Here is a 25,926-nt window from a genome sequence, read left to right as displayed (position 1 = left end):
AGCCGGACGATCTTTGAGCCCGCAGCCCCAATCGCCACCGATGCCACCGAGTTGGGCCGACCTGTTCGAGCGCGGGACGGAGTACGACGGCGACCTCGAGGCCGTGCGAGCGGAACTCACGGCGATCCGGGAGGACGACGATGCCTGAGACGCCGAATCCGGCTCGCGTCGTCGCGGACGCCGACGTGCTCGCGGCGGATCTGTTGGTCGGCGGCGACGCCCGCGAGGCGCTGGATCACGTTCGCCGTCACTCCTGGGTCGAGCTGGTCGCGAGCGATCCGCTGCTCGACCAGACCGAACGGCTCGTCACGCGGCTTGCCGACGCCGACCTCGCGGCCGACCACCGGGAGCGCCTCGAGACCGAGCGCGTCGCGGTCGACCAGCCCGAAAGCGACCACCCCGCGCTGGCCTCAGCCTATCGGGGTAACGCGGCACAGCTCCTCTCGTACGACGAGCGGCTTCGCTCGGCGAAAGCCGGCCTCACCCTCCAGCCTCGCGTCTCCGTCAGCATTCGACCGCCGGACGCGTTCGCAGGGTTGTTCGATCCCGAGAGTCTCTACGAAGTCGTCGAAGGCGACACGTATCCGGGCCCCGATCGGGATCCGCGAGCGTAGTCGCAGTTCCAGACGGTGAGCGGCGGCAAGACGGCCGCATAGCTCGAAAATCGGCGAGACCCTTATCCGACGCGATCCCTAAACGAGAGGGGGTCATGAACGATCTTCGCACCGGGTTGAGTTACGGTGACGTGCTTCTCGTCCCGAAGCGCTCGCCAGTCGAGAGTCGACGCAACGTGGATCTCTCGACGTCGTTTACGCCAGGTATCGAACTCGAGACGCCGCTGGTCGCCGCCGCCATGGACACCGTCACGGAGGCCGAGCTGGCGATCGCACTCTCGCGTGCCGGTGGACTCGGGGTGCTCCACCGTTTTCTCACGCCGGAGGAACAGGCCAGACAGGTCGAGCAGGTGGTCGACGCCGGCGAACGCGTCGCCGCCGCTATCGGGATCAACGAGGATTACGTCGCTCGAGCCGACGCGCTGGTCGCGGCCGGCGTCGACGCGCTCGTAGTCGACGTGGCTCACGGCCACCTCGAGGGCGCGCTCGAGGCCGTCGAGCGCCTCCGGGCGGCGTTCCCCGAGACGGATCTCGTCGCCGGCAACGTTGCGACGGCAAACGGTGTCGAAGACCTCGCGGCCGCCGGTGCTGACTGTGTGAAAGTCGGCATCGGGCCGGGCTCGCACTGTACCACCCGGAAGGTCGCCGGCGCGGGTGTCCCACAGCTCACTGCGGTCGACGACTGTACGGACGCGGCCGACGAGCTGGACGTGACGATCTGTGCCGACGGCGGCATTCGAACGTCCGGTGACGCGGTGAAGGCGCTGATGGCGGGAGCCGACACTGTGATGATCGGCAGTCTCCTCGCCGGCACAGAGGAATCGCCCGGCGCGGTCGTCGAAGTCGACGGCACACGATACAAACGCTCGCGGGGGATGGCGACGACGATCGCCGCCGAAAAGCGCGACGACAAAGACGCCGACGTGCGTGCCGACGAGGGCGTCGAGGCGCTGACGCCGTACAAGGGGCCACTCGAGGACGTCGTCACGGAGTTCCGTGCCGGCATTCAGTCGGGGCTCTCCTACTGTGGTGGGTCGACGATTCGGGCGGCCCGCGAGAACGCCGAGTTCATCCGCGTCGCTCCGAGCGCAAAAGCACGCGAGGGCTATCACACGGATCACGACTGGGAGGGTGTCAGCGTCGACAGCACAGACCGCGCCGTCGACGGCGAGGCGACCGAGTCGGAGCAGTCTGCTGTTGCGGACGCGTCAGCCGAAGACGACTGAGACGAAACTGGCGAGGCGAGGGCAGGCCGGACACACCGAGCGCGGTGCCGTCCTTCTCCCAGTCCACGGGTCGAAATCCTCAAGCGATTTGCCGCTGGCGGCCCACGGACCACGTATGACAACGACAGTCCTGGTCGCGTTCGACGAATCGCCACAGGCGACCGCCGCATTACATCACGCGCTCTCGAACGCCGACGACGCGGAGATCCACGTCCTCCACGTCAACGATCCGCGCGACTGGGCCGGCTCAGCCGGCGTCGACGGTGTCTTCTACGCGGACGACGCCTTCGAACGGTCGAAGGACGCTGCCGAGGCAGTCCTCGAGAAAGCCGAGGAGATCGCCAGCGAGTACGACACCGAGATCACGACGGCGACGGAGGTCGGGATCGTCTCCGATACGATCGTCTCCTACGCGGAGGACCACGACGTCGATCAGATCGTTCTCGGAAGCCACGGGCGGCGTGGCCTCTCGCGGTTCCTGCTGGGCAGCGTCGCCGAACGGGTCGTCCGGCGCGCACCCGGCACGGTGACAGTCGTTCGAGACGAGAACCCACCGGACGAGTCGTAATCGGCCCTCAGGACCGCGTCACGATCAGTACCGGCACGTCGACCGACCGGAGCACATCCCCGGAGACGCTCCCGAGCAGTTGTCGCCGGAGGTTCGACCGGCCGTGCGATCCCATGACGACGAGGTCGATCTCGTGTGTCCCGATGTACTCACGGATTTCGGCTGCAACACCGTCGAGTGACGTTTTTTCGACGGCAGTCTCGACGTCGGCAGCCGCGTCGATCTCGGCCGCGAGGTCGTCGACCGTCTCGCTGGCTTCGTCCTCGAGATGGTCGACGAACGATTGCTCGAGGCCACCCGCGCTGAACGCGCCGCCGGCAGACTGAATGTCGATGACGCTCAGGACGTGAACGGTCGAACCGTACTGCCCTGCGACGGCGCTAGCGTGGGGGGCAGCACGGGTGGCGTTTTCGCTCCCGTCGGTCGGCACGAGCAGTCGATCGTAGTCGGACGAGTCGCCGGTCGACTGGTCGCCTTTCGGAACGACGAGGACGGGCACGTCGCTCCGGTTGAGGACTCCTTCCGTGACGCCGCCGAGGAGCCGTTTGCTCAGTCCCGTGATCCCCTGTCGCCCGATGACGATCAGTCCCACGTCATACTCGGCTGCGAGTCTGGCGATCCGTGCCGCGGGCGAGCCGTCGGTTACCGTCGTCGTCACGGGCCGATCGAGGTCCGAAGCGAGGGCCTCGATTTCAGCGACGATTTCCTCGCCGCGTTCTCGGAGGTCTGCCTGCTCGTCGGCCGTCCGGGTGCTCGAGCGCCGGTCGATGACGTAGAGGACCTCGACGGCCGCGTCGAACTGCCGGGCGAGATCGAGACCGCGGCGTGCGGCCTGCGTGGCCTCGTCGCTGCCGTCGACGGGGATCAGGATACGGTCGTACATTGGTTCGTCCTTCAACGGATGGCTCCTTCAGTATACTGTCAGTCGACAGTCACTTACCGCAGCACTCAGCGATCCTGGCCGACCATCTCCGTGCGGAGTTCGTCCTCGCTTTGCCACGTTCGGTTCCGCAGCGCAACGAACACCGCGAGGAGATAGAACGTGGCGACCGCTGCAGTAACCGCCAGACCCGGAATGTCACCGACGGCGGCGCTTTCGGGCCATGGCCGGTTGGCGAACGCCGCGATGCGGACGACCCACGCGCTCAGCGTGATCGTGAACAACACCAGATAGATCCGGCGCAGTCGGTGCGCGATCGCTTCCTCGAGAGAGATCTTGATGACCGGCTGTCGGTAGTCCCGACTCAACTTCTCGCGCCACTCCGGATCCTCGAGGCCGGCCGAGGGGTCGAGTCCGTACGCGAAGACGTTCTTCTGGAGCGTCCGGACGCGCCCGCGCCAGATGTCGTAGCCACGGAAGCGACGCGCCTCGATGATCAGGAACGCGGTCAGCGCCGCGACCCCGAGCAGGAGGACGTAGTGGGGGTTGTTCCGGCTCGAGAAGGTCCACGTCAGGATGGCGCTCATGATGACGATCGCCCAGTAGGTCGTCTGATCGAGTCGCTCGCGCCAGAACTTCATCCGGTGGATCTCGCCCCGATAGAGGTGGGCCAGACTCGAGCTCGGTCCCATCTCCGCTTCTAGCAGGCCACGTCCGATCTCGGGGTACTTGGAGTCGGTCGGCTCGCCGTCGTCTGTCGACTCACTGTCCATCGTGGGAGACCGTACTCAGGCGATGGCGAAAGAGACCGGGGATTTCGTCGCGAGCGGATCGGCGGGCCACTGTCGCCGAGTCAGGTCACTGGGTGTGAACAGGGGTTTATACCTGTGATCGTGGTCGGACGCGAACGAGGATGAACTTCGACGAGTTTACCGGCCAGATCCAGCATCGACTCGAACTACCGGGCACCGGCGAAACCGTGCGGGCGATTCGCGCGACGCTCATGACGCTGGGCCAGCGGATCCCAGCCGGCGCAGCCGAGGATCTCGCGGGGTCGCTCCCGATGGAGATCCGCTGGTACCTGACCGGTGCCGTCAGCGATCACGGTCAGCGATTCGATTGGAGCGAGTTCGTCTCACGAGTCAGCGAGATCGAGGAGACCGATCCGTCGACTGCAGCCTACCACGCCCGTGTGATCGTCGATCTTGTCGAGACGCAGGTGGCGCCGTCCGATTTCGAGCAACTCCGGAATCAGCTTCCCGAAGCACAGGACGACGAGAACTGGGGCAAGTTGTTCGAGGTGGTCGACGCCGGCGGCTGGGGCGAGGCCGAGGAAGCCCAGACCGGTGGCGGGCCACAGCCGGAAGCGGAGGAACCCGGCGCAGAAGAGTCGGACGACTGAACCGAACGCGGTCGTCCGATCGGCTCCGTCGCTGCACAGCCCGGCCTCAGTCGGGACGGGACCAGTTACCGGACGCTTCGATCCGGACTGCCACTTCGTTGGTCCGCATGAACGGCGGCGTCCACGGATCGTTGTACTGGAGTACCACTGGCCGCCCACGCGTCTCGATCCCCCGTTGTGAGAGGGCCTCGAGCAGGCGCTTCCGCTGGCGATCGACGCGGTCGGCCGTCGCGTACCACGAGAAGCGCCGCACGGCGACCGTGCGTTCGGGTTCGACCACGAGTCGAACGTCGGAGTCGGTCGGTATCGGAGCGGTCTCGGGTGTGTACGTCGCCGGGAGGTAGAACGCCATCGTGACGCCATCGTCGGCGGCGTCGGTTCGGACGGGCGCGGTCATCGCGATCGATTCGCGGTGTGTCGTCACCGGAACAGTCATCGAAATGTTCTCACTTCCCGTGTTCGCACCCGAAATGTAGCGAAAGAGTCGTCGGAACGCCGTTCGGTTGTCCGGGGCCGTCGTTTCGACTAGCACCGATCGCGGATACCGCCGAATTTCGACGCCATCGAATCGTGTCAGCGTCTCCGCGGGCACGCGTTCGGTCGTCCGACTGACGTAGACACCCCAGCCGATCCACGCTGCGAGCAGGCCGCCGATCGCAAGCAAGAGCCGCCGTATCGATCCCATACGATCCGGTATCACTCCGATAGACAAAGCCTCACGGGGCAGTTACGGCTGCTCTCGAGGACTCCACGCTCGGGACGGGTGCGTCCAACTTCGGATGTTGGGATCCCATAACGTTACTGTCACCCCCGTCGATGCTGTCCCTATGACGTTCGTCGTCCCGTTCGACGGATCGGACCTGGCTGAAGCAGCGCTTGCACGGGCCGTCGAGTACGGTCGTGCGCTCGAGGAACCGGTCGCAGCCGTCAGCGTCGTCCCGGAGCGGAAAGGCTACGCACGCGAGAAGGGCTGGATCGGTCCCGACGAGGAGTTCGACATCGACACGGTCGTCGAGACCCTTCGCGAGCAGGTCGGATCGATCGCACCCGACGCCACGTTCGAGTACGAACGGATCCGCGAGTTCCCACCCGAGCAACGACTGGCGGGCCGGATCGAACAGCTGGCACAGCAGTACGATCCGACGGTCGTCTTCCTCGGCAGCGACAACGTCGGCCGCGTCGTGACGCCGCTGACGAGCGTCGGCGTCCACGTCGCTGCCGACGATACCTACGATGTCCACATCGTCCGACAGACGTCACCGCCACGGCTCTCGGGTCTCGAACCCCACCCGGACTTCTACCCCGACTCGGAATCGGAGTAGCGTCGCTCGAGGTTCGAGCGGTGACTGTTCGCGTCTCGGTGTGAACGCGGCGTTCGATCAGGCAGTCAACACCGGCCGGTCAGCCGCTCGGACGACGCGTTCGGCGACGCTGCCGATCTTGCCGCCACGGGAGTGGCTCTGGCCCTGATAGCCGATCACGATGAGGTCCGCGTCGACGTCGTCGGCCCGCGCGCGGATCTCCTCCCAGGGACGGCCGTGGCAGAGACACGTCGAGACCTCGATACCGTAGTTGTCGCCGCGATCGGCGAGGTCGTCGAGCAGTGCCTGACCGCGCTCCTCGAGATCGTTGAGAACGATTTCGGCGCTGCTGAGTGCAGGTTCGCCGTAGCGGTGGGTCTCGACGCAGTAGAGGGCGTCGACCTGAGCGTCGTACTGTTCGGCCAGCGCCAGCGCGTGTTTGGCGGCACGGTTCGCCGGGTCGCTGCCGTCCGTTGGAACGAGGATCGTATCGTACATCGTGACAGTATGCACGCGGAAACGGGGGAAATAGCTCACACGCCGCCGCATGATACGTCGACGATCCCGAGTGTCAGGCCGTAATGACCGGCCGATCCCCGTACCGAACGACGCGCTCGGCGTTGCTGCCGATCGTTCCCTCGAGACCACCGCCGAGTCCGCGGTTGCCGAGGACGATCAGGTCGGCGTCGACCTCGTCCGCGTACGCGATGATCTTCGACGACGGTCGACCGTCGATCACCTCGGTCGTAACCGGTACGTGGTCGGCGTCCGCTCGCTCCTCGAGGTCGGCGAGGACTTCACGGCCCCGTTCCCCGAGTTCCTCGAGAACGCCCCCGCTGGTTCCGAGCGCTTGTTCCCCGTAGCGTCGAGTGTCAATGACGTAGAGCCCGTACAGTTCGGCGTCGAACGTACGAGCGAGGCTCACCGCGTGTTCGATCGCCCGGTTCGCCGCATCGCTGCCGTCGGTTGGAACGAGGATCGTATCGTACATGCCGGCGCGTCTCCTCCCACCACCGACTGGCGCTTATAGGTTTCATACGGACTCCTCTGAGTCCGTTCCGCGCACCCGCGACCCGCCATGCGGGTGCGCCGGGAACCAGTGATAGCAGACCGTATCAGGCCAGGGGATCGAGTCGATCACGCCTCGCGGTCGGCGTACCACTCCGCGAACGCCGCGAGCGCGCGCCCGCGGTGAGAGATGGCGTTCTTCTCCTCGGTGCTCATCTCGGCCATCGTCTGTCCGTTGTACTCGAAGATCGGGTCGTAGCCGAACCCGCCCTCGCCGCGAGGGGCGACGAGCGTGCCGGCGACCGAGCCCGAAAACGTCTCCGTCCCGTCTTCGTCCGCGTACGCGAGGACAGTCCGGAACTTCGCACGGCGGTTCTCCTCTGTCTTCGCGAGCCGCCACAGTCGCTCGACGCCGACGGTGTCCTCGACGTACGCCGAGTACGGCCCCGGGAAGCCCCCCAGCGCGTCGATGAACAGGCCGGCATCGTCGACCAGTACCGGCTCGTCGCGTCCCAGGTGTTCGAACGCCTCGCGGGCCCCATGGGCTGCGATCTCCGCAAGCGAGTCGCTCTGGACCTCGGTGTAGTCGTATTCGACCTGTTCGACGGGCTCGAGCCCCTCGAGATACTCGCGTGCCTCGCGGACTTTCCCCTCGTTGCCGGTGACGAATCGAATGGCCATGTGCGAGCGAGGGTGCGTCGGCGGCAAAGCCTCGTCGGTTGCGCTGCGGCCCCCTCACAGTTCGAGGGCGTCGATCACCGTCGCTTCTGCCTTCCGGAGGTGTTCGGCGGCCGTCCCCGGTGCACACTCGAGTTCGGCGGCCACGTCTTCGACGCTCGCGCTGCGAGGGACGTCGAAGTAGCCGAGGCTGCGGGCGACCCGCAGTGCCTCGCGCTGGCGGGGAGTCAACGCACCGACTGCGGCGTCACTGCCGTCGTACTCGCCGACGCGGTCGACGGTCGTCTCGATTCCATCAGGGACGCCCTCGAGCGCCTGCCGAATGTCCGATGGGTCGCCGACGACCGAGAAGCGAACCGTCCAGTCCGAGCGGTACTCCAGTGGCGGTAACGTGACAAGACTCCCCTCCGTGAACAGCTCGAGCAGCCGTTTGTCGATCCCCTCGGGAACGTCGCGCACGTAGACGGTAAACGAGCGATCGCCAGTTCGCGTGAGTTCGTAGTCGTGGACGCGATCGGTGTCCGCAAGAGCAGCCTTGTAGACGTCCGGATCGCCGACGACGTGAAAAATGAAGGCGTTGTCGTCGTCGCCAGCGAAGTTCCCGTGGACCATCCGATAGGCGTCGAAGGCGTCGCTGTCGGCGACGAATCGGTGCATCGGATGGATCGTCTCGGCGTCGTGCCGGAGCGTGAGCCGAACGGTCTTCACGGCCAGATGATCCGGCGTGCGTATATAAATAGCCTAGCGACTGTCGCAGAATTGACTCGTCTCAGCCGTTCGAATCACGGACGATGTCATCGGATGCTACGCTCGAGTCGCGGCCGTCCAAAGCGGCCGATTCGCGCAGGGATGTCGAGCTTGCCGCCCTGCTCGGCGACGCCGTCCTCGCCCGTGACGACCACCTGAACGCGCCGGGGATCGTGATCCGACCGGACGCGGTCCAGGCAGTGCTTGCGACGCTGCGCGACGAAACAGGGTTCGATCACTGCTCCTGTGTCACCGCACAGCAGTATCCCGACCGGTTCGAGACGATCTACCACCTCAAGTCCTACGCCGATCCGACTCAGGAGGTGTCGGTCGTCGTCCCGACTCCGATCGACGACCCGGTCAGCGAGTCCGCCGAACCGGTCTTTCGGACCGCCGACTGGCACGAACGCGAGGCCTACGACCTCGTCGGCATCGAGTACGAGGGCCATCCGGATCTGCAGCGCATTCTCTTGCCAGAAACCTGGCAGGGCCACCCACTCTCGCTGTCCTACGACCAGGACCAGCCACAGGTCGTCACCCTCTCGGAACACGCAAATCCCATCGCGGGCGACGAGCGGCGTCCCGAATCGGAGACGATGTTCCTGAACATCGGGCCCCACCACCCGTCGACTCACGGCGTCTTGCACGTCGAGGCGGTGCTGGACGGCGAGACGGTCGTCGACGTCGAGCCCGATATCGGCTACATCCACCGCTGTGAGGAGCAGATGTGTCAGCAGTCGACGTATCGCCACCAGATCATGCCCTATCCGGATCGGTGGGACTGGGTCTCCTCGGGACTATTAAACGAGTGGGCCTACGCCCGCGCCGCCGAGGACCTCGCCGATATCGAGGTCCCCGAGTACGCCCAGATCATCCGGACGATGGGTGCCGAACTCTCGCGGCTGGCCTCGCATTTCATCGCCGTCGGCACCTACGCGCTCGACATCGTCGGCGAGTTCACCGCCGCCTTCCAGTATGCCATCCGCGACCGCGAACTCGTTCTCGACATCCTGGAGGCCCTGACCGGCCAGCGGATGATGTTCAACTACTTCCGGCTCGGCGGGGTCGCCTGGGACCTGCCCGAGCCCCGAGACGAATTTATCGCGCAGTGTCGGGATTTCCTCGACGGACTGCCCGCCAAGATCGAGGAGTACCACGACCTGCTGACCGGCAACGAGATCTTCCAGCGCCGGTGTGTCGGCACGGGAGTACTCGAGCCGCAGACCGCCAAACAGTACGGCTGTACCGGCCCCGTCGCTCGCGGATCGGGCATCGACTACGACCTCCGCCGGGACGATCCCTACGGCTACTACGACAACCTCGAGTGGGACGTCGTCACCGAACCCGACGGCGACAACTACGCCCGGGTGCTCGTCCGCCTGCGCGAGGTCGAGGAGTCCGCGAAAATCGTCGACCAGTGTCTGGACCTGCTCGAAGAGTGGCCGGACGACGACCGGACCCTTCAGAGTAACGTCCCCCGGACGCTCAAACCCGACGCCGATACCGAGACCTACCGCGCCGTCGAAGGAGCGAAAAGCGAACTCGGCATCTACATCCGGGCGGATGGCACCGACACGCCAGCCCGGTTCAAGATCCGCAGCCCCTGCTTTTCGAACCTCTCCGCGCTGCCCGAACTCGCCCGTGGCGAGTACGTGGCCGACCTCATCGCGGCGATCGGCAGCCTCGACTGTATCATGGGCGAAGTCGACCGCTGATGCGACATCCCCCTGTGAGTGGCGGAGTCGCAAACGCGGCCTCGAGAAACAGCAGGGACTGTGCTCATACGGACTCCTGTACGTCAGTGCCGGTGGGACTGCCACCGCTCTGCGGTCCTACCGGGAACTCGGTACAGTAGACCGTCTCAGTCGTCGGTCTCGTCGACGATTACCTCGACGGGCTCGTCCGTTCGGTCCTCGCTCTCGCCGGTCGATCCCTTCTCCTGTTGCCACAGGAGGCCGCCGGCGACGAGGACGACGATCCAAGACCGCCAGTTGGCGAGGTTCAGGGTGTAGCCGACGCCGAACGGTTTCTCGACGAGCATCCCTTCGCCGGGCTGCCAGTACGCCGAGAGCATGCGGCCGATGCTCGGTCGTTCGAAGTTATACGGGACCCCAAGAATCTCACCGGAAGTCGGCTTGTCTGCCATGGCCGGTGATACGTCGTCCCCGGATAAAGATATTGTGTGCTGCGACGAGTGCTGCGAGTCGCCGTCGACGGCCAGGAGCCGATCGACGTGGCGCTACTCCGTGTCCGACTGATATCGTCCCCGTCCCTCGACCTCGTGGAGGCGCTCGAGCACCCGTCGGTCGCCGACCTCGCGATACCCCTCGCGGGCTGCCTCGCGGAGCGGCTCGGGGTCGGCGGCGGTGCCGACGAGACTTTGATCGAAGACGTGCAGATCCATCGCATAGTCCTCGACGTGGTCGGTGTGGTAGCCGAGGCCGAAGTCGATGAGATACGTTCGATCACCATCGACTCTCACGTTTCGCGTCGTCGGATCGCCGTGGACGAACCCTGCCTGGTGAAGCCGCGCGAGGTGCCGGCCGACGTCACGAACCCGGTCGGGCGACAGCGCCGCCTGCAGGTCGCGCTCGCCGACGTACTCGAATTCAAGCTTCGCCTCGTGCGGGTCGATATTCGACAGCACCGGCGTCGGGACGCCCTCGCGGCGGGCCAGACTGGTCAGCCGGGCCTCGAGTGTCGTTCGCTCTTTGCGGAGGCGCTCGTCGAGGGCGGGATGGCGGTAGGTCTTGGCTCGGCGACGTTTCGTGACGCGGCCGGCCTCGGGCGCTAAGTCGACCAGCGCTTCGGCTCCGCGGACCTGACTGTTGCCCGAGCCCGCGCCGCGACCGGCCGCGAGCTCCGGCTCGTCGCCGCGCTCGCGGTTCCTCGTGTCACCGCTCGCGTTTCCGGGGTCCTCGCTTCGCTCGGACCTCCCACGCCACGTCACCGGCACCTGATCGGGTCGGAAGTTAGGATCGACGCGCGAGTCCTCGAGCGCGAGCGTATCGCCTGCGGCGTACATCTTCGCACCGAGCACGGCGATCATCCCGGCGTTGTCACCCAGGAATCGGGGTTCGGGCGCGTGGAAGTCGGCCCCGCGCTGGGCACACATCTCGGCGAGCATCTCGCGCAGGCGGGCGTTGTGCCCAACGCCACCGCCGAGGACGAGTTCGTCGCTGCCGGTCAGCGACAGGGCGCGTTCCGAGACTTCGGTTAGCATGCCGAAGATGTTCTCCTGTAAGGAGTAACAGACGTCCTCGACCGGGACGCCGTCGTCGTATCGCTGCTTGGCAGCGCTCATGATCCCCGAAAACGAAAAGTCCATCCCCTTGACGACGTAGGGGAGGTCGACGTACTCGCCGTCTTTGGCCGCTTCTTCGACCTTCGGCCCGCCGGGGTGGGACCAGCCGACGTGACGGGTGAACTTGTCGATCGAGTTCCCGACACCGGTGTCCATCGTCTCCCCGAGGACGCGATAGCGGCCGTTGCGGTATGCCAACAGGTGTGCGTTCGCCCCGCTTGCGTTGAGACAGACCGGCGAGTCGAATCCCGAGGTGTGGCGGCCGATCTCGAGGTGAGCGACCATGTGGTTGACGCCGACCAGGGGCACCTCGAGGGCCTGACTCAGCGCCCGGGCGGCGGTGCCGACGACGCGCAGACAGGGGCCGAGGCCGGGGCCACGGGAGAAGGCGACGGCGTCAACAGGCGCAGCCTGTTGGCCCGACGAGCTCCGCTCGTCGACGTCGACCGGCGGCTCCGAGGCCGAGCCGTCGTGGGTCTCGCGGGCATGCTCGAGGACGCGCCCGACTACCTCCGGGATGGCGTCGTGCATGTGTTCGGACGCCTCACGGGGGTGGATGCCGCCGCTGTCGGGCTGATAGGCGTCGGTTTCGATGACGACGTCGTCGGTCTCGGCGTCGAAAAGCGCCGCGCTGGCGGCCCAGGCGGTGCCTTCGATCCCGAGGATACGGATGGAATTAGTCACGGATGAAAAACGGGTCGGAAGCGTCGACGTGCCAACTCCGTCTGTGGCACGTCGGCCATCACTCAGGGGTTATTCCCACTCGGTGTAGCCGCACTTGCCGCAGTGTTTGCGGTCACCGTGGTCGGCAAGGAAGACATCACCACAGCGGGGACAGAGTTCACCGTCGGTGCTGCCGTCGTCGTTGTAGAGCTCGTAACGCGCCATCTTATGCCTCCTCCGCCTCGGCGTCGGCCTCTTCCTCGGCGCCGATCTTGTTGCGCTCGAGCATGTGGTCTTGCTCGACGTCGCGGGCGTCGTCGGCAGTGTCGTAGACCTTCGCCTGACCGACCGTCTTGCGCATCCCGAACTTGGTGTCGAGCTTGCGGATGACGACCTCGTCGGCGTCCTTGTTCAGCTTCGCGGCGAGGCTGTCTCGGACCTGCAGGCGCTCGGGGGTGGCGTCCTCGTGGGACAGTTCGAAAGTCACGTCCGTTCGATGCAACATGGGGTTCTCCTCTTCGGAGATGATGTCGACGTCCATGATATCACTCAGTTACTCTACTATCCCCGTGTAGCGCCTAAAAGGATTTCGAACCACCCACCTGCAGGCCGGAAACTGGGCTCGATAGCGACGTCGGCGATCACTGCTGTCTCAGACGTCCGGTTGTCAGTCACTTGCGGCGTGGCCGCGAGACGGTCTCCAGTCGCGGCGGTACCCCACGACAGCAGCCCGCATCAGGGAAATACGACCAGTCCGCGCGGAACCTGCCCCTCGAGCGCTACGGGCCAGTCGACATCGACCTGCACCCACGAGTCGCCGAACTCCCGCGTCAGAAACAGTCCCCGGTTGTTGACCGCGACGACGATGCCCGGCTCGCCGACCGTCGCAAACACCGTTCGGACGACCCCCTCACCGGTCGGCAGACCGCGTCCCTCGAGCCGTTGACACGGCTCGTTGCCCGTGCGGCGATAGACGTACGAATCCGCTCTCCGCGGGACGTGTGCCGTCGACGCCCCGCGTGCGCTCGAGACCATGACGCGATCGGGATCACCGGGATCGGGGACGACCGACCAGCAGTACCGGTGTGCGAGGCCGTCCTGCGGGTGGTGCCACGAGTCGCCGCCGTCGTCGCTCTCGGCGTAGCCGTCGCCGGCCGCGGCGTAGAGCCGGCCCTCGCGATCGGGGTGGGTTGCAAGGGTGTGATTGTCCCGGCGGGCTCCCGGCGGCCGCTCGTGCCACGTCTCGCCGCCGTCGGACGTGGTAACGAGTGCGCCAGCCTCGATCCCCACGTAGAGCCGGTCGGGATCGAACGGATCGACCGCGATCGTGCGGACGTGGTGGGTGTGTGGCCGCGGCGGAAACGACCACTCGTCGGCCGAGGGGAGGACGGCCAGTCCCTCGAGGTGCGTCCAGGAGTCGCCACCGTCACACGAGCGATAGAGGCGGCTGGGTTCAGTGCCGGCGTAGACCACGTCCGGGTCGTGTGGGCTGCCCGTCACGGCCATCACGCGGTCGCCCTCGCGGACGGTCGCTGCTGTGTCGGGCCGCGCAATCGCCTGTCCGCCCGCCGTGCCCTCGGCCACGAACTGCGTCTCGCGACGGTCGAACGACTCCCCGCCGTCGACGGAGCGGAGCAGTCCGTTCCGGGTGCCGATGAAGAGCCGCTCGGGCGCGCCCGGGTGGGCACCGACACACTCGAGGTCGCGTCCGTCGAGTCGCGACGTGGTCGTCCAGCCGTCCGGCTCGAACCCGTCTCCCCGATAGACGAGCAGTCGGTCTCGAACGGCGACGATCACCGTCGTCATACTCGTTGGAACGGGGCCACGACGGATGAGTCGTTCCCCCCTTCGCGCGCCACTGCGAGCCAGCGAGCAGACCGTTACTCTGCGTCGGAGCGATCCCCGCGAACCGTCAACACTGGAACCGGCGACGTTCGGACGAGCTGGTCGGTGACGCTGCCGAGCAGATACCGATCCAGGCCCGTGCGTCCGTGGGTGCCGACGACGACGAGATCGATGTCGTGGTCGTCGATGTACGTCCGGATTTCCCGGGGAATCGACGGCCCGAACTCGATCGCCTCGTCGACCGGCTCGACGCCAGCGTCGGTCGCGAATGCCGACGCGTCCTCGAGGATCTGGGTCGCGCTTTCCTCGAGTGCCGTCAGCTGGATCTCGTTTCGGACGTCGACGCCGAGCGTTGCAGTCGTGACGACCGACAGGAGATGCAACGCGGCCCCCTCGGTGGTCGCGACGTCGACCCCGATCGTGAGTGCGTCCCGGGCACTCTCGCTGCCGTCGGTCGGGACCAGCACACTCCGGTAGGGGTAGTCGATCGCGTCGGTATCTGGCCGGATCGTCAATGTGGGTGTCTCGGCCTGCCTGATAACGCGCTCGGTCGTACTCCCGAGCAGTACTCGCTCGAGGCCCTGCCGTCCGTGGGTTGGCATGACGACGAGATCGACGTCGTGTGACGCTGCGTAGTCGACGATCGTGTTGGCGGGCACGCCCTGACGGACTTCGGCGACCGTCTCGATTCCCCGCTGCTGGGCGCGGTCTTCGGCATCGCTGACGATCGTCTCGCCCTCCTGGACGAGGGTGTCGACGGTCTCGCCTTGCCGGCGGAGCACGCTGTCTTTCGTCGTATCCGCCACGTTGAGGACGTGGACTGTCGCCCCGTGGGCGTCGGCGATCTCGAGGACGTGGTCGAACGCGGCCGCCGACCCTTCGCTGCCATCAGTCGGAAAGAGGATCTGGGTGTACATTGGTGGTGCCGGGTGTCACTCGCGGATATCCAGCGTGCCCTCGTCGGCAGTGTGGGCCTCACGCCACCAGACGAGTTCGAATTCGATACTCTGCTTTGCCTCCGTCTCCCCCTCGGACCAGTCCGACTCGCTTTCCAGTTTGAACGTGATCGGCTCCGCCGGGTTCATCGCGACGGTTGTGCCACCGAGCTCGAGAGTCACGTCGCCGTCAGCGTCGAGTTGGTCGGCCAGTTCGTGGAAATAATCGGCGACCTCCGATCGGGATCGTTGTTCCTCGGTCTCGAGTTCACCCATGTGCGTCGACACATCGAGGACCGGGATAAACACGCAGGGGTGCTCTCACTGGAGTAGAATACCGTCCTCTTGCGATACTCTCGCGTACTGAAAGCGACTGGACACCTCGAAGGGGGCGACGACTCGAGTCGCCCTGATCCGATCCACTGGTTTGTCGCGATGCGCGACTCAACTCCCAACGCAATCAGCTCCGCCGGGTATCGATCGGCGACCGGTTCCGACCCCTGGGTACTTTTTATCTGAAGGGCATTGTTATCATACCACGAATTGGTTGAGTTCGATGACACCGTCTGACGAACGCAAAGAGAAAGCCCCCGGTGTCTGCAGCAACTGTGGCGAACTGCTTACGGTCCGGATCACCGAGGACGGAACCATCCAACCGATCAGTCCGCACAATATCTGTTCGTGCGAGAATCCATCACTTCGCGTGATCGAGGAGGACGACGTCTTCGATGACGCCGAGGAGGACTTTCACTGATCCGGTCTCCTCTCACTGTGTCCCGGCGCACCCCAGGACGGGTCGCGGACCCGCCGGTCATGACTGACAGCAGTCCGTATCAGTATCACACAGCGATCGCACGCGAGACGCCGTCGCAGGCGGCGAAGGACGTCGAAACACGACCGCGCCCTCACGGACTGTTGGCCGACAGTATCAGGTGTGACGCACTGTTTCCGCACCGCATTCCTCACAGATGGCGACGAGCGCGTTGCGGTCGTCGGTCGGCTCGATACGGACCGGCTGGCGCTCGCCACAGTTGGGACACGTCCGACGGATCTCCGTCTCGCCGGTCTCGGACGGTGCACCGAGGGCGAGCGCCACGACCCGGTCGTCGGTCTCGTTGCGGCCGAGCTGCCATTCGCCGGGCGCAAAGCGGATCGCTTCCTCCGCGCTGACGGTCACGTCACCTTCCTCCGTCTCGAACGTCGCCGTCCCCTCGAGCACGTAGAAGATCTCTTCCTGCTCGGCGTGGCGGTGATAGCCGAAGCCGAAGCTCTCGCCGGGCTCGAGAATGTAGTGGTTCATCGCGAGGTGTTCGGTTCCGAGTGCGTTCGAGAGCGACCGTTTGTTTCGTGCCGGGCTCATCCATCGGTCGACGTCGGAGAGGCTCACCTGCTCCATAGTGACGCAGTCACACGGTGGGGGTAAATAGACTAGTGGCCGGAACGAACGGCCGAGTAGGAGTTTCGCGTCGCAAATCGGACCGCCGAGAGGGCGTTCCGTCGAGGGCACGGTGGTGGCGATCATCGCGAAACCCAGCAGACACAGCCGTCGATCGGCTGTCTCCGTTATCGAAAGGGGATGGGGAAGCTGCCTCCGGATGGGGGGTTGAGGGGATGGGGGGATAGCCGGAGGCGTTCTATTGTTTTCGGATATCACTAATGGTTGTTTCGGTAAGTATCACATAACCAACAAAGTTATTTCGGCACGATTCAAACCCCCCAAATGGCGGGGAGACGATTCGATCCGACAGAATCCGTCCGGCTTCGAGACAGACGGACCCTCGCCGTTGCCCCTGGGATCGCCCCGACGTGATGCCACTGGCCACATCGGCACCCGATCTCACTGATCCGATTGACACACCACCACCTACCGGATGGGGCTCCGACGCTGGCCTCTGGCCGGCGTTTCTCGACCGACGCGAGTCAGACGGGAGCGATAGCGATCTCGAGTCGAACTCACTGCTCACCGCATGCGGTGGTGCTCGAGTGTGGGGGAAGTGGGCTCGAGGACCTGGCGGCAGCCTGGACGAACGTCGGAACATCGCCGCAGGCACTCACGACTGCTTTTGTTTTGTTGCAGTCGTAGAAGTCAACTGCGCGTTCAATTGCGTCTCGTCAGTATGCATAGTCCCCGTCAATCCAGATTCGCATACTCGTACACACGACCTCGAAATCCTGGTTTTTTCAGCTCACTCAACGGTCCATATCGGCCAAATAGGAGTGATCTATCGGTCCATCGTAGATGAATCCCGGCTTGAGGGAGTGATCGACTCGAAATATGCACACGACGTTTCTGATCTCGTGTGCATATTCGGGAAACTGATTCTGTCGACGTACAACCCTAGGGGGGAACGGATGGAGCATCTAAAGACGAAGAATGATGCCGGCTACTGCGCCAAGCGAAGAGAAGATACAACCGACACCAAAGAGTTGAATCTTAATTGATTTGGATACTATATCCATGTTATCGTCTCCCCAGTAGAAATATACTGCAGACATGATCTTAGTGTACTCTAGTTTATTATACCCTTCTGATATTGAAATGTGAGCATTTTTAGTATTAGTACCGATCGTATGGGAATTAGGTATAATGTATGTATGGAAGAATGGTATGGTTGAAATAAATAGCGGAATGAACGGAATGTACAGAAGATAATTATTCGAGATCGGCTGTGTACCCTCAAATCCGAACTGGAGGACAGCTACATAAAATGAACCTAACAGAAGTATTATCTTCATGAACTCTATAGATCTGTCTCTTATTTTCTGTACTTCCTCAATGCTATTTTGAAAGGTTATTTTACCTTCTTCCAGTAATTGTTCCCAAAATTCGATATCCTCATTATCAGAATTTTCCAAAATCTCCTCCATTTTCTGACGTGATACAGAAGAGTCAGCCATGTTATAGTATTTGATTGGCATCTAATAAATGCACTGGAGAGACATTCTATACCCCTGTTTCGCATGGATCAATTGGAGATCCGCGTGCGAAGGTGAGGGTAGGGCGCTGTAATTTTTTGGCGCTGTCGCCTTGGCGACACCCGCCAAGGGGGCGTTCGCGCGCAGCGCGACCCGACCCCGCAGGCGTTGCGGTGCGATCGCGGTGCCGACCCCACCCTCGAGCCGCGGACGATCAAAACGGAACAAGCTGAGAGAACGGACGGAATCGCTACTCGAGCGTCGATCGAGACACTTCAGACGATACAAAAGGACTCGCCGGGAGTCACGCGAGCGAAGCGAGTGTGACTACGGCGAGTCCATTGACTGGAGCGAACGAAGTGAGCGGAAGGAAATGGACTCGCCGGGATTTGAACCCGGGGCCTCTTCCTTGCGAAGGAAGCGATCTGCCACTGATCTACGAGCCCTCGCACGTTCCTACCGGCGGTTTCTATTTGAGGCTTGTGTTTCGACGCCGGATCGGGACACCGACTCATGGGCGAGGCCCGAGCCGATCACCCACTCGGAGCGAGCTACCACCGATCACGGCCGGACCGCGAGCACGCGAGCGCGGCCGGCGAGCGCGCCGACCAGAAAGCCGGCGAAGTGAGCGAGGAGGGCGACGCCGGGGGAGGCGGTCGCAAGCGTCACCCCGATCGCGAGCCCGACGAACACGAGCGCTGAGAGCCAGCCTGGGACGTCGACGAGCGAGGCGAGGCCGCTCGAGAGCCGGTTCGACGCGACGAGATAGCCCAGGAGGGCAAAGACGGCACCGCTGGCACCGAGGACGCCGGCCGTCGGCGCGACGGGGGCGACCGGTAGCGCCGCGAGGGCACCCGTGAGGACGAGCTGGGAAACGCCCGCGATCGCGCCGGTGATCGCGAAGAAGACGTGAAAGCGAAGCCGGGTGGTCGCCCGCGCGACCGGCCAGCCGAAGACGATCAGGGCGAGGCTGTTCGAGAGCAGGTGGCCGAAGCCGCTGTGGGCGTAGACGCTCGTGACGATCGTCCACGGGTTGGTCGACAGCGGCGGCGCGAGGACGAATAGCGCGCCCATCACGCCCGCGAGCGCCGTGACGCCCTGGACGACGAAGACGAGCACGAAGACGACGAGGAGCTCGAGGATCGGACTCGGGCTCCGCGACCGGGCGGGCGGCCGGTCGCCAGCGCCGGCGTTGGACTGGCGGGAGGACGGAGACTGCGTTCGGGACCGCGAGCGCCGCACCATACGGATACGTACACGGGGATCGCCAAAAGTCTCCGTTTTCGTGGATACGGGGACCATCATCGCTTAGTACAACCGCAGAATACGATATCGTATGCGAACACCAGCACCCGAGAGCCGACCGGTCGCGCTGACGATCGCCGGCAGCGACTCCGGTGGCGGCGCGGGCATCCAGGCCGACCTCGCGACGATGGCCGCCCACGGCGTCTTCGGGACGTCGGCGATCACCGCCGTCACGGCCCAGAACACCCGTGGCGTCGAGTCCTCGCACGTCCTGCCGGTCGCGGAAGTCGACGCACAACTCGCAGCCGTCACCGACGACTTCGCGGTCGGCGCGGCGAAGACGGGGATGCTCGCGACGACCGAGGTCATCGAGACCGTCGCCGACCACGCACAGGGATTCGACTTCCCGCTGGTGGTCGACCCAGTGATGGTCGCGACCTCCGGCGACCGCTTGCTCGAGCCCGAAGCCGAGCGCGCCTACGAGGACCTGCTCGGCGAGGCGACCGTCGCGACGCCCAACGCCGACGAGGCCGAGGTCCTGACCGACATCGCCGTCACCGACGAAGAGACCGCCCGCGAGGCCGGCGAAGCGATCCTCGAGACCGGCGTCGACGCGGTCCTGATCAAAGGCGGCCACGTCCCCGGCGAGCGGGTGCGGGATACGCTCGTTACCGAGGACACCGTCCGGACGTTCGAACACCCGCGCGTCGGCACGGACGCCACTCACGGCTCCGGCTGTACGCTCGCCGCGGCGATCGCGGCCCGCCTCGCAAAGGGCGAGGCCCTCGAGCCCGCCGTGGGAGGTGCGACCGACGTTCTCGCGCGCGCGGTACGCTACTACTACGACGTGGGCAAGGGCCACGGCGCGGTCAACCACATGGCTCCGCTGCGGAACGAAGCGGCCCGAGAGCCCACCGCCGAGATGGTCCAGGCAGTCGTCGACCGGTTCGTCGACGCCGACGTGTCGGCGCTGGTTCCCGAAGTCGGGATGAACGTCGTCGGCGCGACGCCGTATGCCGACTCCGTCGCCGAGACGGCCGCCGTCGAGGGGCGGATCACCCGTACTCTCTCGGGGGTTCACCCCAACCGCGGCGTTCGGTTCGGCGCCTCGAGTCACGTCGCTCGCTTCCTGCTGTCGGCGCGGGAATTCTTCCCGGACCTACGCTTTGCGGTCAACTGCCGGTTCGACGCGGACGTCGAGGCGGCTCTCGAGACGCTCGACTGGCCGATCGCCGAGTACGACCGGGGCCAGCAACCCGAGGAAGTCGCGGAGATCGAGGACAGCACGATGGGCTGGGGTGCCCAACAGGCCTTCGGGGACCGCGACGAGCCGCCCGCTGCCGTCGTCGATCGCGGTGAGGTCGGCAAGGAGGCGATCGTGAAGGTCGTCGCCACGGATCCCGAGACGCTGGCCGAGCGAACGCTGGCGCTCGACCGGGAGGTCTCCGAATGAGCGCGACCGATCTCGACGTCGGCATCATCCTCCCGCAGTACGGAACCGATATCGGGACAGTTCGAGACACGGCACTCGAGGCCGAGCGGCTCGGCTACGACGCGGTCTGGCTCGAGGATCACTTCCAGTCGTGGATCGGCGACCCGCGGCGGGCGACCCAGGAGTGCTGGACGACTCTGAGTGCCGTCGCCGAAGCGACCGACCGGATTCGGCTGGGCACCCTCGTGACGAGCCAGTCCTACCGCCATCCGGCCCTGCTCGCGAAGATGGCGGCGACGGTCGATCACATCAGCGACGGCCGACTCGACCTCGGCTTGGGCGGGGGCTGGTACGAAGCCGAGTACGACCGCTTTGGCTACGAGTTCCGCGAGCCACCGGCCGAACGGCTCCGCCGACTTGCCGAAACCGTCGAGATCCTGCAGGGGTTGTGGACCACCGACACCTACAGTCACGAGGGCGAGCACCTCGACGTCGACCTCGATGAGGCTTTCTGTGAACCCCAACCCGTCCAGGACCCGCACCCGCCGATCTGGATCGGTGGCGGTGGCGAGCAGTTCACGCTGCGATACACCGCCGAGCTGGCCGACGGCTGGAACTTCGGCACGCTCGAGCCCGAGGGCTTCGCCGAGAAACTCGACGTGCTCCGCGGCCACTGCGAAAGCGAGGCCCGATACGACGAGATCCGCAAGTCCGCCGAGCTGTTCGTCTTCGTCGGCGAGACGACCGCCGCGGCCGAAGCAAAGCGCGAGCGCTTCCAAAGCGAGTTCCTCCCCGACGAGCCGAGCGAGCCCCGCGAATTCTTCCTCGCGGGCTATCTGGAGACGGCCCCCACGGGAACGCCCGCGGAGGTCCGCGACCGGCTCGCGGACTACGCCGATGTCGGCATCGAGGAGGTCATGCTCGCGATTCCGGACGCGGCCGACGCCGAAGACGAGAGTCTGACGGTGCTGGCCGACGAACTCGCCGCCTGACGGCCGGCAGTCGGACGGGACCGGGTCACTCGTGGATGGCGGCGACATGTTCAGTGCCCCAAAATCGACAGTAGAGCTATACGGCAGGCGCGAGACGCCCTCGGTATGAGTGATCCGTCGGTCGGTGGGGCGAACATCGAGGGAGAGTCACCACAGCTCGAGCCGACGATCGAGACCGACGAGGCGACGATCACCGACGACGCCGAACTCGAGCGGACGCTCGGGCTCACTGGTGGTCTCGCCATCGGGATCGGGACGATGATCGGGGCCGGGATCTTCGTGTTCCCGGGGCTGGCGGCCGGCCGGGCCGGGCCCGCCGCGGCGGGGTCGTTCGCGATCGGCGCGATCGTCGCCCTGCTGGTCGCGCTGCCGGCCTCCGAACTCGCGACGGCGATGCCGAAAAGCGGGGGCGGCTACTACTACATCTCCCGCGGACTGGGCACGCTCGCCGGGACCGTCGTCGGGCTGTCGCTGTGGTTCGGGCTGGTGTTCGCGACGGCGTTTTATCTCGTCGGCTTCGGCTACTACGCCGTCGACACGCTCGCGGAACTCGGCGTCGCGGTCAGCGACGGACTCGTCATCCCGCTGGCGTTACTGTTCGGAGCGGCCTTTACCGTGTTGAATATCACTGGGACGGAAAACGCGGCGAAGCTCCAGAACGGGATCGTCGCGTTGTTGCTCTCGATACTGGCCGTCTTTCTCGGGTACGGCGGCCTCAACGCGGTGGGGCTCATCGGCGAGCCGTCCGCGCCCGAGCAGTTCGCGCCGTTCGGCGCGATGCCGGTGTTGACGACCGCGGCGCTCGTGTTCACCTCGTATCTGGGCTTCGCACAGGTCGCGACCGTCGCCGGGGAGATGAAAGACCCCGGACGGAACCTGCCGCTGGCGATGGTCGGCTCCGTCCTCATCGTCGGCGTCCTCTACGTGACGACGATCTTCGTCGCGACGAGCGCGTTCGGAGGCGACCGACTCGCGGAACTCGGCGAGACGGCCATGGTCGAGGTCGGCCGCCACTACCTCGGTGCAGCCGGTGCGGTCGCGATCGTGTTCGGTGGGCTGCTTGCGACCATGTCGAGTGCGAACGCATCGGTCCTCAGCACGTCTCGAGCCATCTACGCGGTCTCGAAAGACGCCCTGTTACCGCGGCGAGCGAGCCACATCAACCTGCGATACGGCACACCACACGTCGCGCTGGGGATGGCCGGCGGGCCGATCCTCGTGCTGGTCGCGACCGGTCGCGTGGAACTGCTCGCGGAGGTCGCCTCGTTCCTGCACCTGGTCATGTACGGGCTGATCTGCGTGGCCCTGCTCGCACTGCGCCGCGACGAACCGGAGTGGTACGATCCCGACTTCCGGGTCCCCGGCTATCCCGTCGTCCCGGCACTCGGCGCACTCGCCAGTTTCGCCCTGATCGGCTTCATGCAACGCACGTCACAGCTCATCGGCATCGCGATCATGATCGCGACCGCCGGGTGGTACGCCTACTATGCCCGCGACGTAACCCTCAAGGGGGGAATCCAATGACCCGCGTCCTCGTTCCGCTGGCGATCCTCGAGGGCGAATCGGTCTCGACCGGTCTCCCGACACTGCTCGCGACGATGGACGTGACCGTGCTCGGCTATCACGTCCTGCCGGAACAGACGCCGCCGGATCAGGCGCGACTGCAATACGAGGACAGAGCCACCGAAGCGCTCGTCGATCTCGAGGACGCGTTCGAAGCAGCCGGCGGCAGCGCAGATCACCGCCTCGTGTTCACCCACGACCGGGAGCAAACGATCGACCGGATCGCCGACGAGACGGCCGCCGACGCCTACGCTATCACCGGCACGATCGGGCCGGTCGATCGCCTCCTCGTGACGTTGACCGGTGATGTCGCCGTCGACCGGATCACAAGCTTCGTCACGGAACTGGTCGGCGACCGCGAGATCGACGTCACGCTCTTTCTCGCGACCGACGACGAATCCAGTGGCCGAGAATCGCTCGCGTCCGCCGCGACAACCCTTTCCGAGTACGGAATCGAGGTGGAGACCGAACTCGCGGTCGACGAGCCGCCGTTCGAGGCGCTCGTCGACACCGCGGCCGGCCACGACGCCATCGTCATGGGCGAACGGGCTCCGTCGCTCCGGTCGTTTCTCTTCGGCGAGGACGCCGAACGCGTCGCTACTGAGTCGGTCGGACCGGTGCTCGTCGTCCGCAGGCACCACGACGACGCGGCGACCACCCGGAAGCGACCGGCAGACGATTCCGCCGACCGGCCCTCGCGTCCCGACTGACAGGAGTCCGTCTCAGGGTGTCGATTCCCGGCCGGGGACGAGACGCACAACGGTTAACTCGAGTGCGTCCATTCCCCTCGGCATGCGTCTGGCGACGTCGGCATACGAAACGGTGTTCGACGAGGCTCCCGACGGGCTCGTGATCATCGATCCGGACACGGAACGGATCCGCGAGTGTAACCGACGGGTCTGTGAGCTCGTCGACCGTGAGCGCGAGGCTCTCCTCGACCGTGACGTGACGGCGCTCATCGACGAGGTTCGGGGGCCAGAACCCGATCCCGTGCCAGCACTCGATCGAGACGACGTCGCAACCAGGACGTGGCTGATACGCACCGGCTCGGACGAGATCGTGCCGTTCGACGTGTGCGTGTCGCCGATCTCGATCGACGGCGACGACCACGTTCTCGCGCGACTCACGGGGGCAACCGACGAGACAGACCGGTCGCAAGACGACGACCTCGACTGCGAGTTGAAATCGCGGGCAGTCGACGCCGCTCCGATCGGGATCACGATCAGCGATCCCCATCAGGCGGACAACCCGATGATCTATATCAACGAGATGTTCGAAGAGATCACCGGCTATTCGGCTGCCGGGGCCATCGGACGAAACTGTCGATTCCTGCAGGGGCCGGAGACGCGGGCCGAGCCGGTCGACGAGATGCGTGAGGCGATCGCGGCCGAGCGGCCGGTCACCGTCGAGCTCAAGAACTATCGCAGTGACGGCATCGAGTTCTGGAACCGCGTGACGATCGCCCCGATTCGCGACGACGAGGGGACGGTGACGAACTACGTCGGCTTCCAGGAAGACGTTACCGAACGGGTCGAGAGTCGACAGGCGTTAGAACTCGCCGATCACCTCTTGGAGACCGTTCCCAGCGGCGTGTTTCGGACTGAACCCACGCCCGACGGAACCTTCGAGTACGCCAATCCGGCGCTCGCCTCGCTGTTAGGTGTCGACTCCGTCGATCAGCTTCACGAGTATCGTGTCGCCGACTTCTACGCGAACCCGGAGGTACGTGCTGACCTCGTCGAGACGCTCCGGGACACCGACGTCCCCTCCGTCAAACGCGAAGTGACACTCGAGCCGCTCGACGGGGAGTCGATCGACGTGGTGATCACGGCCTCCCTCTCGACGGACGACTCGGGAGCCGAACACGTCCACAAGGCAGTCCAGGACATCACGGAGCGAAAGCGCTACGAGCAGCGGCTGAAAGACCAGCGTGACGACCTCGACGTGTTGAACCAGATGCTGCGCCACGACATCCGCAACGACCTCCAGCTCGTCACCGCCTCCGCGGACTTCCTCCACGACCATGTCGACGATGCGGGCCGCGAATATCTCGCGACGATCCGTGAAAGCGCCGGTCACGCCGTCGAGTTGACACAGACGGCACGCGACATGTCCGACGTGATGCTCTCGACGGACGAAAACCTGGCACGCGTCGATCTCCGACGCACCCTCGAGAGCGAACTCGAGCGGGTACGTTCCGAGTACGCGGCCGCCGCGGTCACCGTCGAGGGGACGATCCCGCGGACGACGGTCGTTGCCGACGATATGCTCCACTCGGTTTTTCGGAACCTGTTGACAAACGCCGTCCAACACAACGATCGGGAGGTACCCTCCGTCGTAGTCGCCGCGACCGAGCGCGACGAGAGCGTCGTCGTTCGTGTCGCCGACGACGGGCCGGGCGTCTCCGACGAGCAGAAAGACGAGATCTTCGGAAAGGGAACGAAAGGCGGAGACAGCGCCGGGACGGGGCTCGGCCTCTACCTCGTAGAGACGCTCGTCGACACCTACGGCGGCAGCGTCCGGGTCGAGGACAACGATCCCCGAGGGGCAGTCTTCGTCGTCGAACTGCCGACCGGCGAGTGACCCACCCCGGAGAACGCGAGTGGC

29 protein-coding genes, 1 tRNA gene and 1 pseudogene are annotated in these 25,926 nt (G+C 65.3%); 12 read left to right on the top strand and 19 right to left on the bottom strand.

Features of this window, described 5'->3' with window-relative positions; all coding sequences use genetic code 11:
* The first annotated feature begins 140 nt into the window (after positions 1–140).
* From ACFR99_RS07405 to ACFR99_RS07395, 3 genes are all read left to right on the top strand, one after another.
* Entirely contained in the window at positions 141–614 is a 474-nt protein-coding gene (locus ACFR99_RS07405; protein WP_390285873.1) for a DUF7384 family protein, read from the top strand.
* A gap of 95 nt (positions 615–709) precedes the next feature.
* A complete protein-coding gene (locus ACFR99_RS07400; protein WP_390285871.1) occupies positions 710–1,840 on the top strand; it encodes a guanosine monophosphate reductase in 1,131 nt (376 codons plus the stop codon).
* Positions 1,841–1,955: 115 nt separating this feature from the next.
* Entirely contained in the window at positions 1,956–2,408 is a 453-nt protein-coding gene (locus ACFR99_RS07395; RefSeq protein ID WP_390285869.1) for a universal stress protein, read from the top strand.
* A gap of 7 nt (positions 2,409–2,415) precedes the next feature.
* Here the strand turns inward: ACFR99_RS07395 and ACFR99_RS07390 are convergent, their stop codons facing one another.
* Positions 2,416–3,291 carry a universal stress protein gene (locus ACFR99_RS07390; RefSeq protein WP_390285867.1) on the bottom strand — a complete coding sequence of 292 codons (876 nt, stop codon included), beginning with the start codon at positions 3,289–3,291 and terminating at the stop codon, positions 2,416–2,418.
* A 65-nt stretch (positions 3,292–3,356) separates the two neighbouring features.
* The gene (locus ACFR99_RS07385; protein WP_390285865.1) at positions 3,357–4,061 is read right to left on the bottom strand and encodes a DUF2270 domain-containing protein; all 705 of its coding nucleotides are present in this window, start codon (positions 4,059–4,061) and stop codon (positions 3,357–3,359) included.
* 140 nt (positions 4,062–4,201) lie between these two features.
* On the opposite strand from ACFR99_RS07385, the gene ACFR99_RS07380 reads away from it, so the two are divergent.
* Entirely contained in the window at positions 4,202–4,690 is a 489-nt protein-coding gene (locus ACFR99_RS07380) for a DUF2267 domain-containing protein (RefSeq protein ID WP_390285863.1), read from the top strand.
* A gap of 46 nt (positions 4,691–4,736) precedes the next feature.
* Here the strand turns inward: ACFR99_RS07380 and ACFR99_RS07375 are convergent, their stop codons facing one another.
* A complete protein-coding gene (locus tag ACFR99_RS07375) occupies positions 4,737–5,375 on the bottom strand; it encodes an SOUL family heme-binding protein (RefSeq protein ID WP_390285861.1) in 639 nt (212 codons plus the stop codon).
* 142 nt (positions 5,376–5,517) lie between these two features.
* Here ACFR99_RS07375 and ACFR99_RS07370 point away from each other — a divergent pair, with 142 nt between their 5' ends.
* Positions 5,518–6,012, top strand: coding sequence for a universal stress protein (locus ACFR99_RS07370; protein WP_390285859.1), 495 nt, complete (start codon positions 5,518–5,520; stop codon positions 6,010–6,012).
* 57 nt (positions 6,013–6,069) lie between these two features.
* On the opposite strand, the gene ACFR99_RS07365 is transcribed toward ACFR99_RS07370, so the two are convergent.
* The 4 genes from ACFR99_RS07365 to ACFR99_RS07350 form a co-directional block, all read right to left on the bottom strand.
* Positions 6,070–6,489, bottom strand: a complete 420-nt coding sequence (locus tag ACFR99_RS07365; protein WP_390285857.1) for a universal stress protein — start codon at positions 6,487–6,489, stop codon at positions 6,070–6,072.
* Between the two features lie 73 nt (positions 6,490–6,562).
* Positions 6,563–6,982, bottom strand: a complete 420-nt coding sequence (locus tag ACFR99_RS07360; protein ID WP_390285855.1) for a universal stress protein — start codon at positions 6,980–6,982, stop codon at positions 6,563–6,565.
* A 146-nt stretch (positions 6,983–7,128) separates the two neighbouring features.
* A complete protein-coding gene (locus ACFR99_RS07355; RefSeq protein WP_390285853.1) occupies positions 7,129–7,680 on the bottom strand; it encodes an XTP/dITP diphosphatase in 552 nt (183 codons plus the stop codon).
* Between the two features lie 54 nt (positions 7,681–7,734).
* Entirely contained in the window at positions 7,735–8,385 is a 651-nt protein-coding gene (locus ACFR99_RS07350) for a helix-turn-helix domain-containing protein (protein WP_390285851.1), read from the bottom strand.
* Between the two features lie 83 nt (positions 8,386–8,468).
* Here ACFR99_RS07350 and ACFR99_RS07345 point away from each other — a divergent pair, with 83 nt between their 5' ends.
* A complete protein-coding gene (locus ACFR99_RS07345; RefSeq protein WP_390285849.1) occupies positions 8,469–10,139 on the top strand; it encodes an NADH-quinone oxidoreductase subunit D in 1,671 nt (556 codons plus the stop codon).
* A gap of 146 nt (positions 10,140–10,285) precedes the next feature.
* Here the strand turns inward: ACFR99_RS07345 and ACFR99_RS07340 are convergent, their stop codons facing one another.
* The 7 genes from ACFR99_RS07340 to ACFR99_RS07310 all read right to left on the bottom strand — a co-directional run bounded on the left by ACFR99_RS07340 (position 10,286) and on the right by ACFR99_RS07310 (position 15,447).
* Positions 10,286–10,570, bottom strand: coding sequence for a DUF5808 domain-containing protein (locus ACFR99_RS07340; protein WP_390285847.1), 285 nt, complete (start codon positions 10,568–10,570; stop codon positions 10,286–10,288).
* 93 nt (positions 10,571–10,663) lie between these two features.
* Entirely contained in the window at positions 10,664–12,412 is a 1,749-nt protein-coding gene (locus ACFR99_RS07335) for a bifunctional N(6)-L-threonylcarbamoyladenine synthase/serine/threonine protein kinase (RefSeq protein ID WP_390285845.1), read from the bottom strand.
* Positions 12,413–12,481: 69 nt separating this feature from the next.
* Positions 12,482–12,616: a 30S ribosomal protein S27ae gene (locus ACFR99_RS07330; RefSeq protein ID WP_390285843.1), complete on the bottom strand. Its 135-nt coding sequence runs from the start codon at positions 12,614–12,616 to the stop codon at positions 12,482–12,484.
* Position 12,617: 1 nt separating this feature from the next.
* Positions 12,618–12,932 carry a 30S ribosomal protein S24e gene (locus tag ACFR99_RS07325; RefSeq protein WP_390285841.1) on the bottom strand — a complete coding sequence of 105 codons (315 nt, stop codon included), beginning with the start codon at positions 12,930–12,932 and terminating at the stop codon, positions 12,618–12,620.
* Positions 12,933–13,126: 194 nt separating this feature from the next.
* Positions 13,127–14,197 (bottom strand): WD40/YVTN/BNR-like repeat-containing protein, encoded by a 1,071-nt coding sequence (locus ACFR99_RS07320; RefSeq protein WP_390285839.1) that lies wholly within the window; start codon positions 14,195–14,197, stop codon positions 13,127–13,129.
* A 74-nt stretch (positions 14,198–14,271) separates the two neighbouring features.
* A complete protein-coding gene (locus tag ACFR99_RS07315; RefSeq protein WP_390285837.1) occupies positions 14,272–15,153 on the bottom strand; it encodes a universal stress protein in 882 nt (293 codons plus the stop codon).
* Positions 15,154–15,168: 15 nt separating this feature from the next.
* Positions 15,169–15,447 (bottom strand): amphi-Trp domain-containing protein, encoded by a 279-nt coding sequence (locus ACFR99_RS07310; protein WP_390285835.1) that lies wholly within the window; start codon positions 15,445–15,447, stop codon positions 15,169–15,171.
* A gap of 280 nt (positions 15,448–15,727) precedes the next feature.
* Between ACFR99_RS07310 and ACFR99_RS07305 the strand changes: the two genes are divergently transcribed.
* A complete protein-coding gene (locus tag ACFR99_RS07305; protein ID WP_390285833.1) occupies positions 15,728–15,925 on the top strand; it encodes a hypothetical protein in 198 nt (65 codons plus the stop codon).
* Between the two features lie 174 nt (positions 15,926–16,099).
* On the opposite strand, the gene ACFR99_RS07300 is transcribed toward ACFR99_RS07305, so the two are convergent.
* The 5 genes and pseudogenes from ACFR99_RS07300 to ACFR99_RS07285 form a co-directional block, all read right to left on the bottom strand.
* Entirely contained in the window at positions 16,100–16,567 is a 468-nt protein-coding gene (locus tag ACFR99_RS07300; protein ID WP_390285832.1) for a cupin domain-containing protein, read from the bottom strand.
* Between the two features lie 564 nt (positions 16,568–17,131).
* Positions 17,132–17,274 (bottom strand): annotated as a pseudogene (locus ACFR99_RS20355) (DUF7692 domain-containing protein).
* 258 nt (positions 17,275–17,532) lie between these two features.
* On the bottom strand, positions 17,533–18,069 hold the full coding sequence (locus ACFR99_RS07295; protein ID WP_390285830.1) for a hypothetical protein: 537 nt from the start codon (positions 18,067–18,069) through the stop codon (positions 17,533–17,535).
* Positions 18,070–18,461: 392 nt separating this feature from the next.
* A tRNA-Ala gene (locus ACFR99_RS07290) sits at positions 18,462–18,533 on the bottom strand.
* 115 nt (positions 18,534–18,648) lie between these two features.
* Positions 18,649–19,332, bottom strand: coding sequence for a rhomboid family intramembrane serine protease (locus tag ACFR99_RS07285; protein WP_390285828.1), 684 nt, complete (start codon positions 19,330–19,332; stop codon positions 18,649–18,651).
* A gap of 91 nt (positions 19,333–19,423) precedes the next feature.
* On the opposite strand from ACFR99_RS07285, the gene thiD reads away from it, so the two are divergent.
* The 5 genes from thiD to ACFR99_RS07260 all read left to right on the top strand — a co-directional run bounded on the left by thiD (position 19,424) and on the right by ACFR99_RS07260 (position 25,902).
* Entirely contained in the window at positions 19,424–20,785 is a 1,362-nt protein-coding gene (gene thiD / locus ACFR99_RS07280) for a bifunctional hydroxymethylpyrimidine kinase/phosphomethylpyrimidine kinase (protein ID WP_390285826.1), read from the top strand.
* Entirely contained in the window at positions 20,782–21,756 is a 975-nt protein-coding gene (locus ACFR99_RS07275; protein WP_390285824.1) for a TIGR03560 family F420-dependent LLM class oxidoreductase, read from the top strand. Before thiD ends, ACFR99_RS07275 begins: the two co-directional genes overlap by 4 nt.
* 105 nt (positions 21,757–21,861) lie before the next feature.
* Positions 21,862–23,280, top strand: a complete 1,419-nt coding sequence (locus tag ACFR99_RS07270; RefSeq protein ID WP_390285822.1) for an APC family permease — start codon at positions 21,862–21,864, stop codon at positions 23,278–23,280.
* Positions 23,277–24,029: a universal stress protein gene (locus ACFR99_RS07265; protein WP_390285820.1), complete on the top strand. Its 753-nt coding sequence runs from the start codon at positions 23,277–23,279 to the stop codon at positions 24,027–24,029. The genes ACFR99_RS07270 and ACFR99_RS07265 overlap by 4 nt, the downstream gene beginning before the upstream one ends.
* 82 nt (positions 24,030–24,111) lie before the next feature.
* On the top strand, positions 24,112–25,902 hold the full coding sequence (locus tag ACFR99_RS07260; RefSeq protein ID WP_390285818.1) for a PAS domain-containing protein: 1,791 nt from the start codon (positions 24,112–24,114) through the stop codon (positions 25,900–25,902).
* Positions 25,903–25,926 lie beyond the last annotated feature (24 nt).

The organism is Haloarchaeobius amylolyticus, from assembly GCF_042678045.1.
Classification (GTDB): Archaea; Halobacteriota; Halobacteria; order Halobacteriales; family Natrialbaceae; genus Natrinema; species Natrinema amylolyticus_A.
The sequence above is the reverse complement of the archived record's forward strand: the minus strand, read 5'-3'. Positions and strand labels throughout refer to the sequence as shown.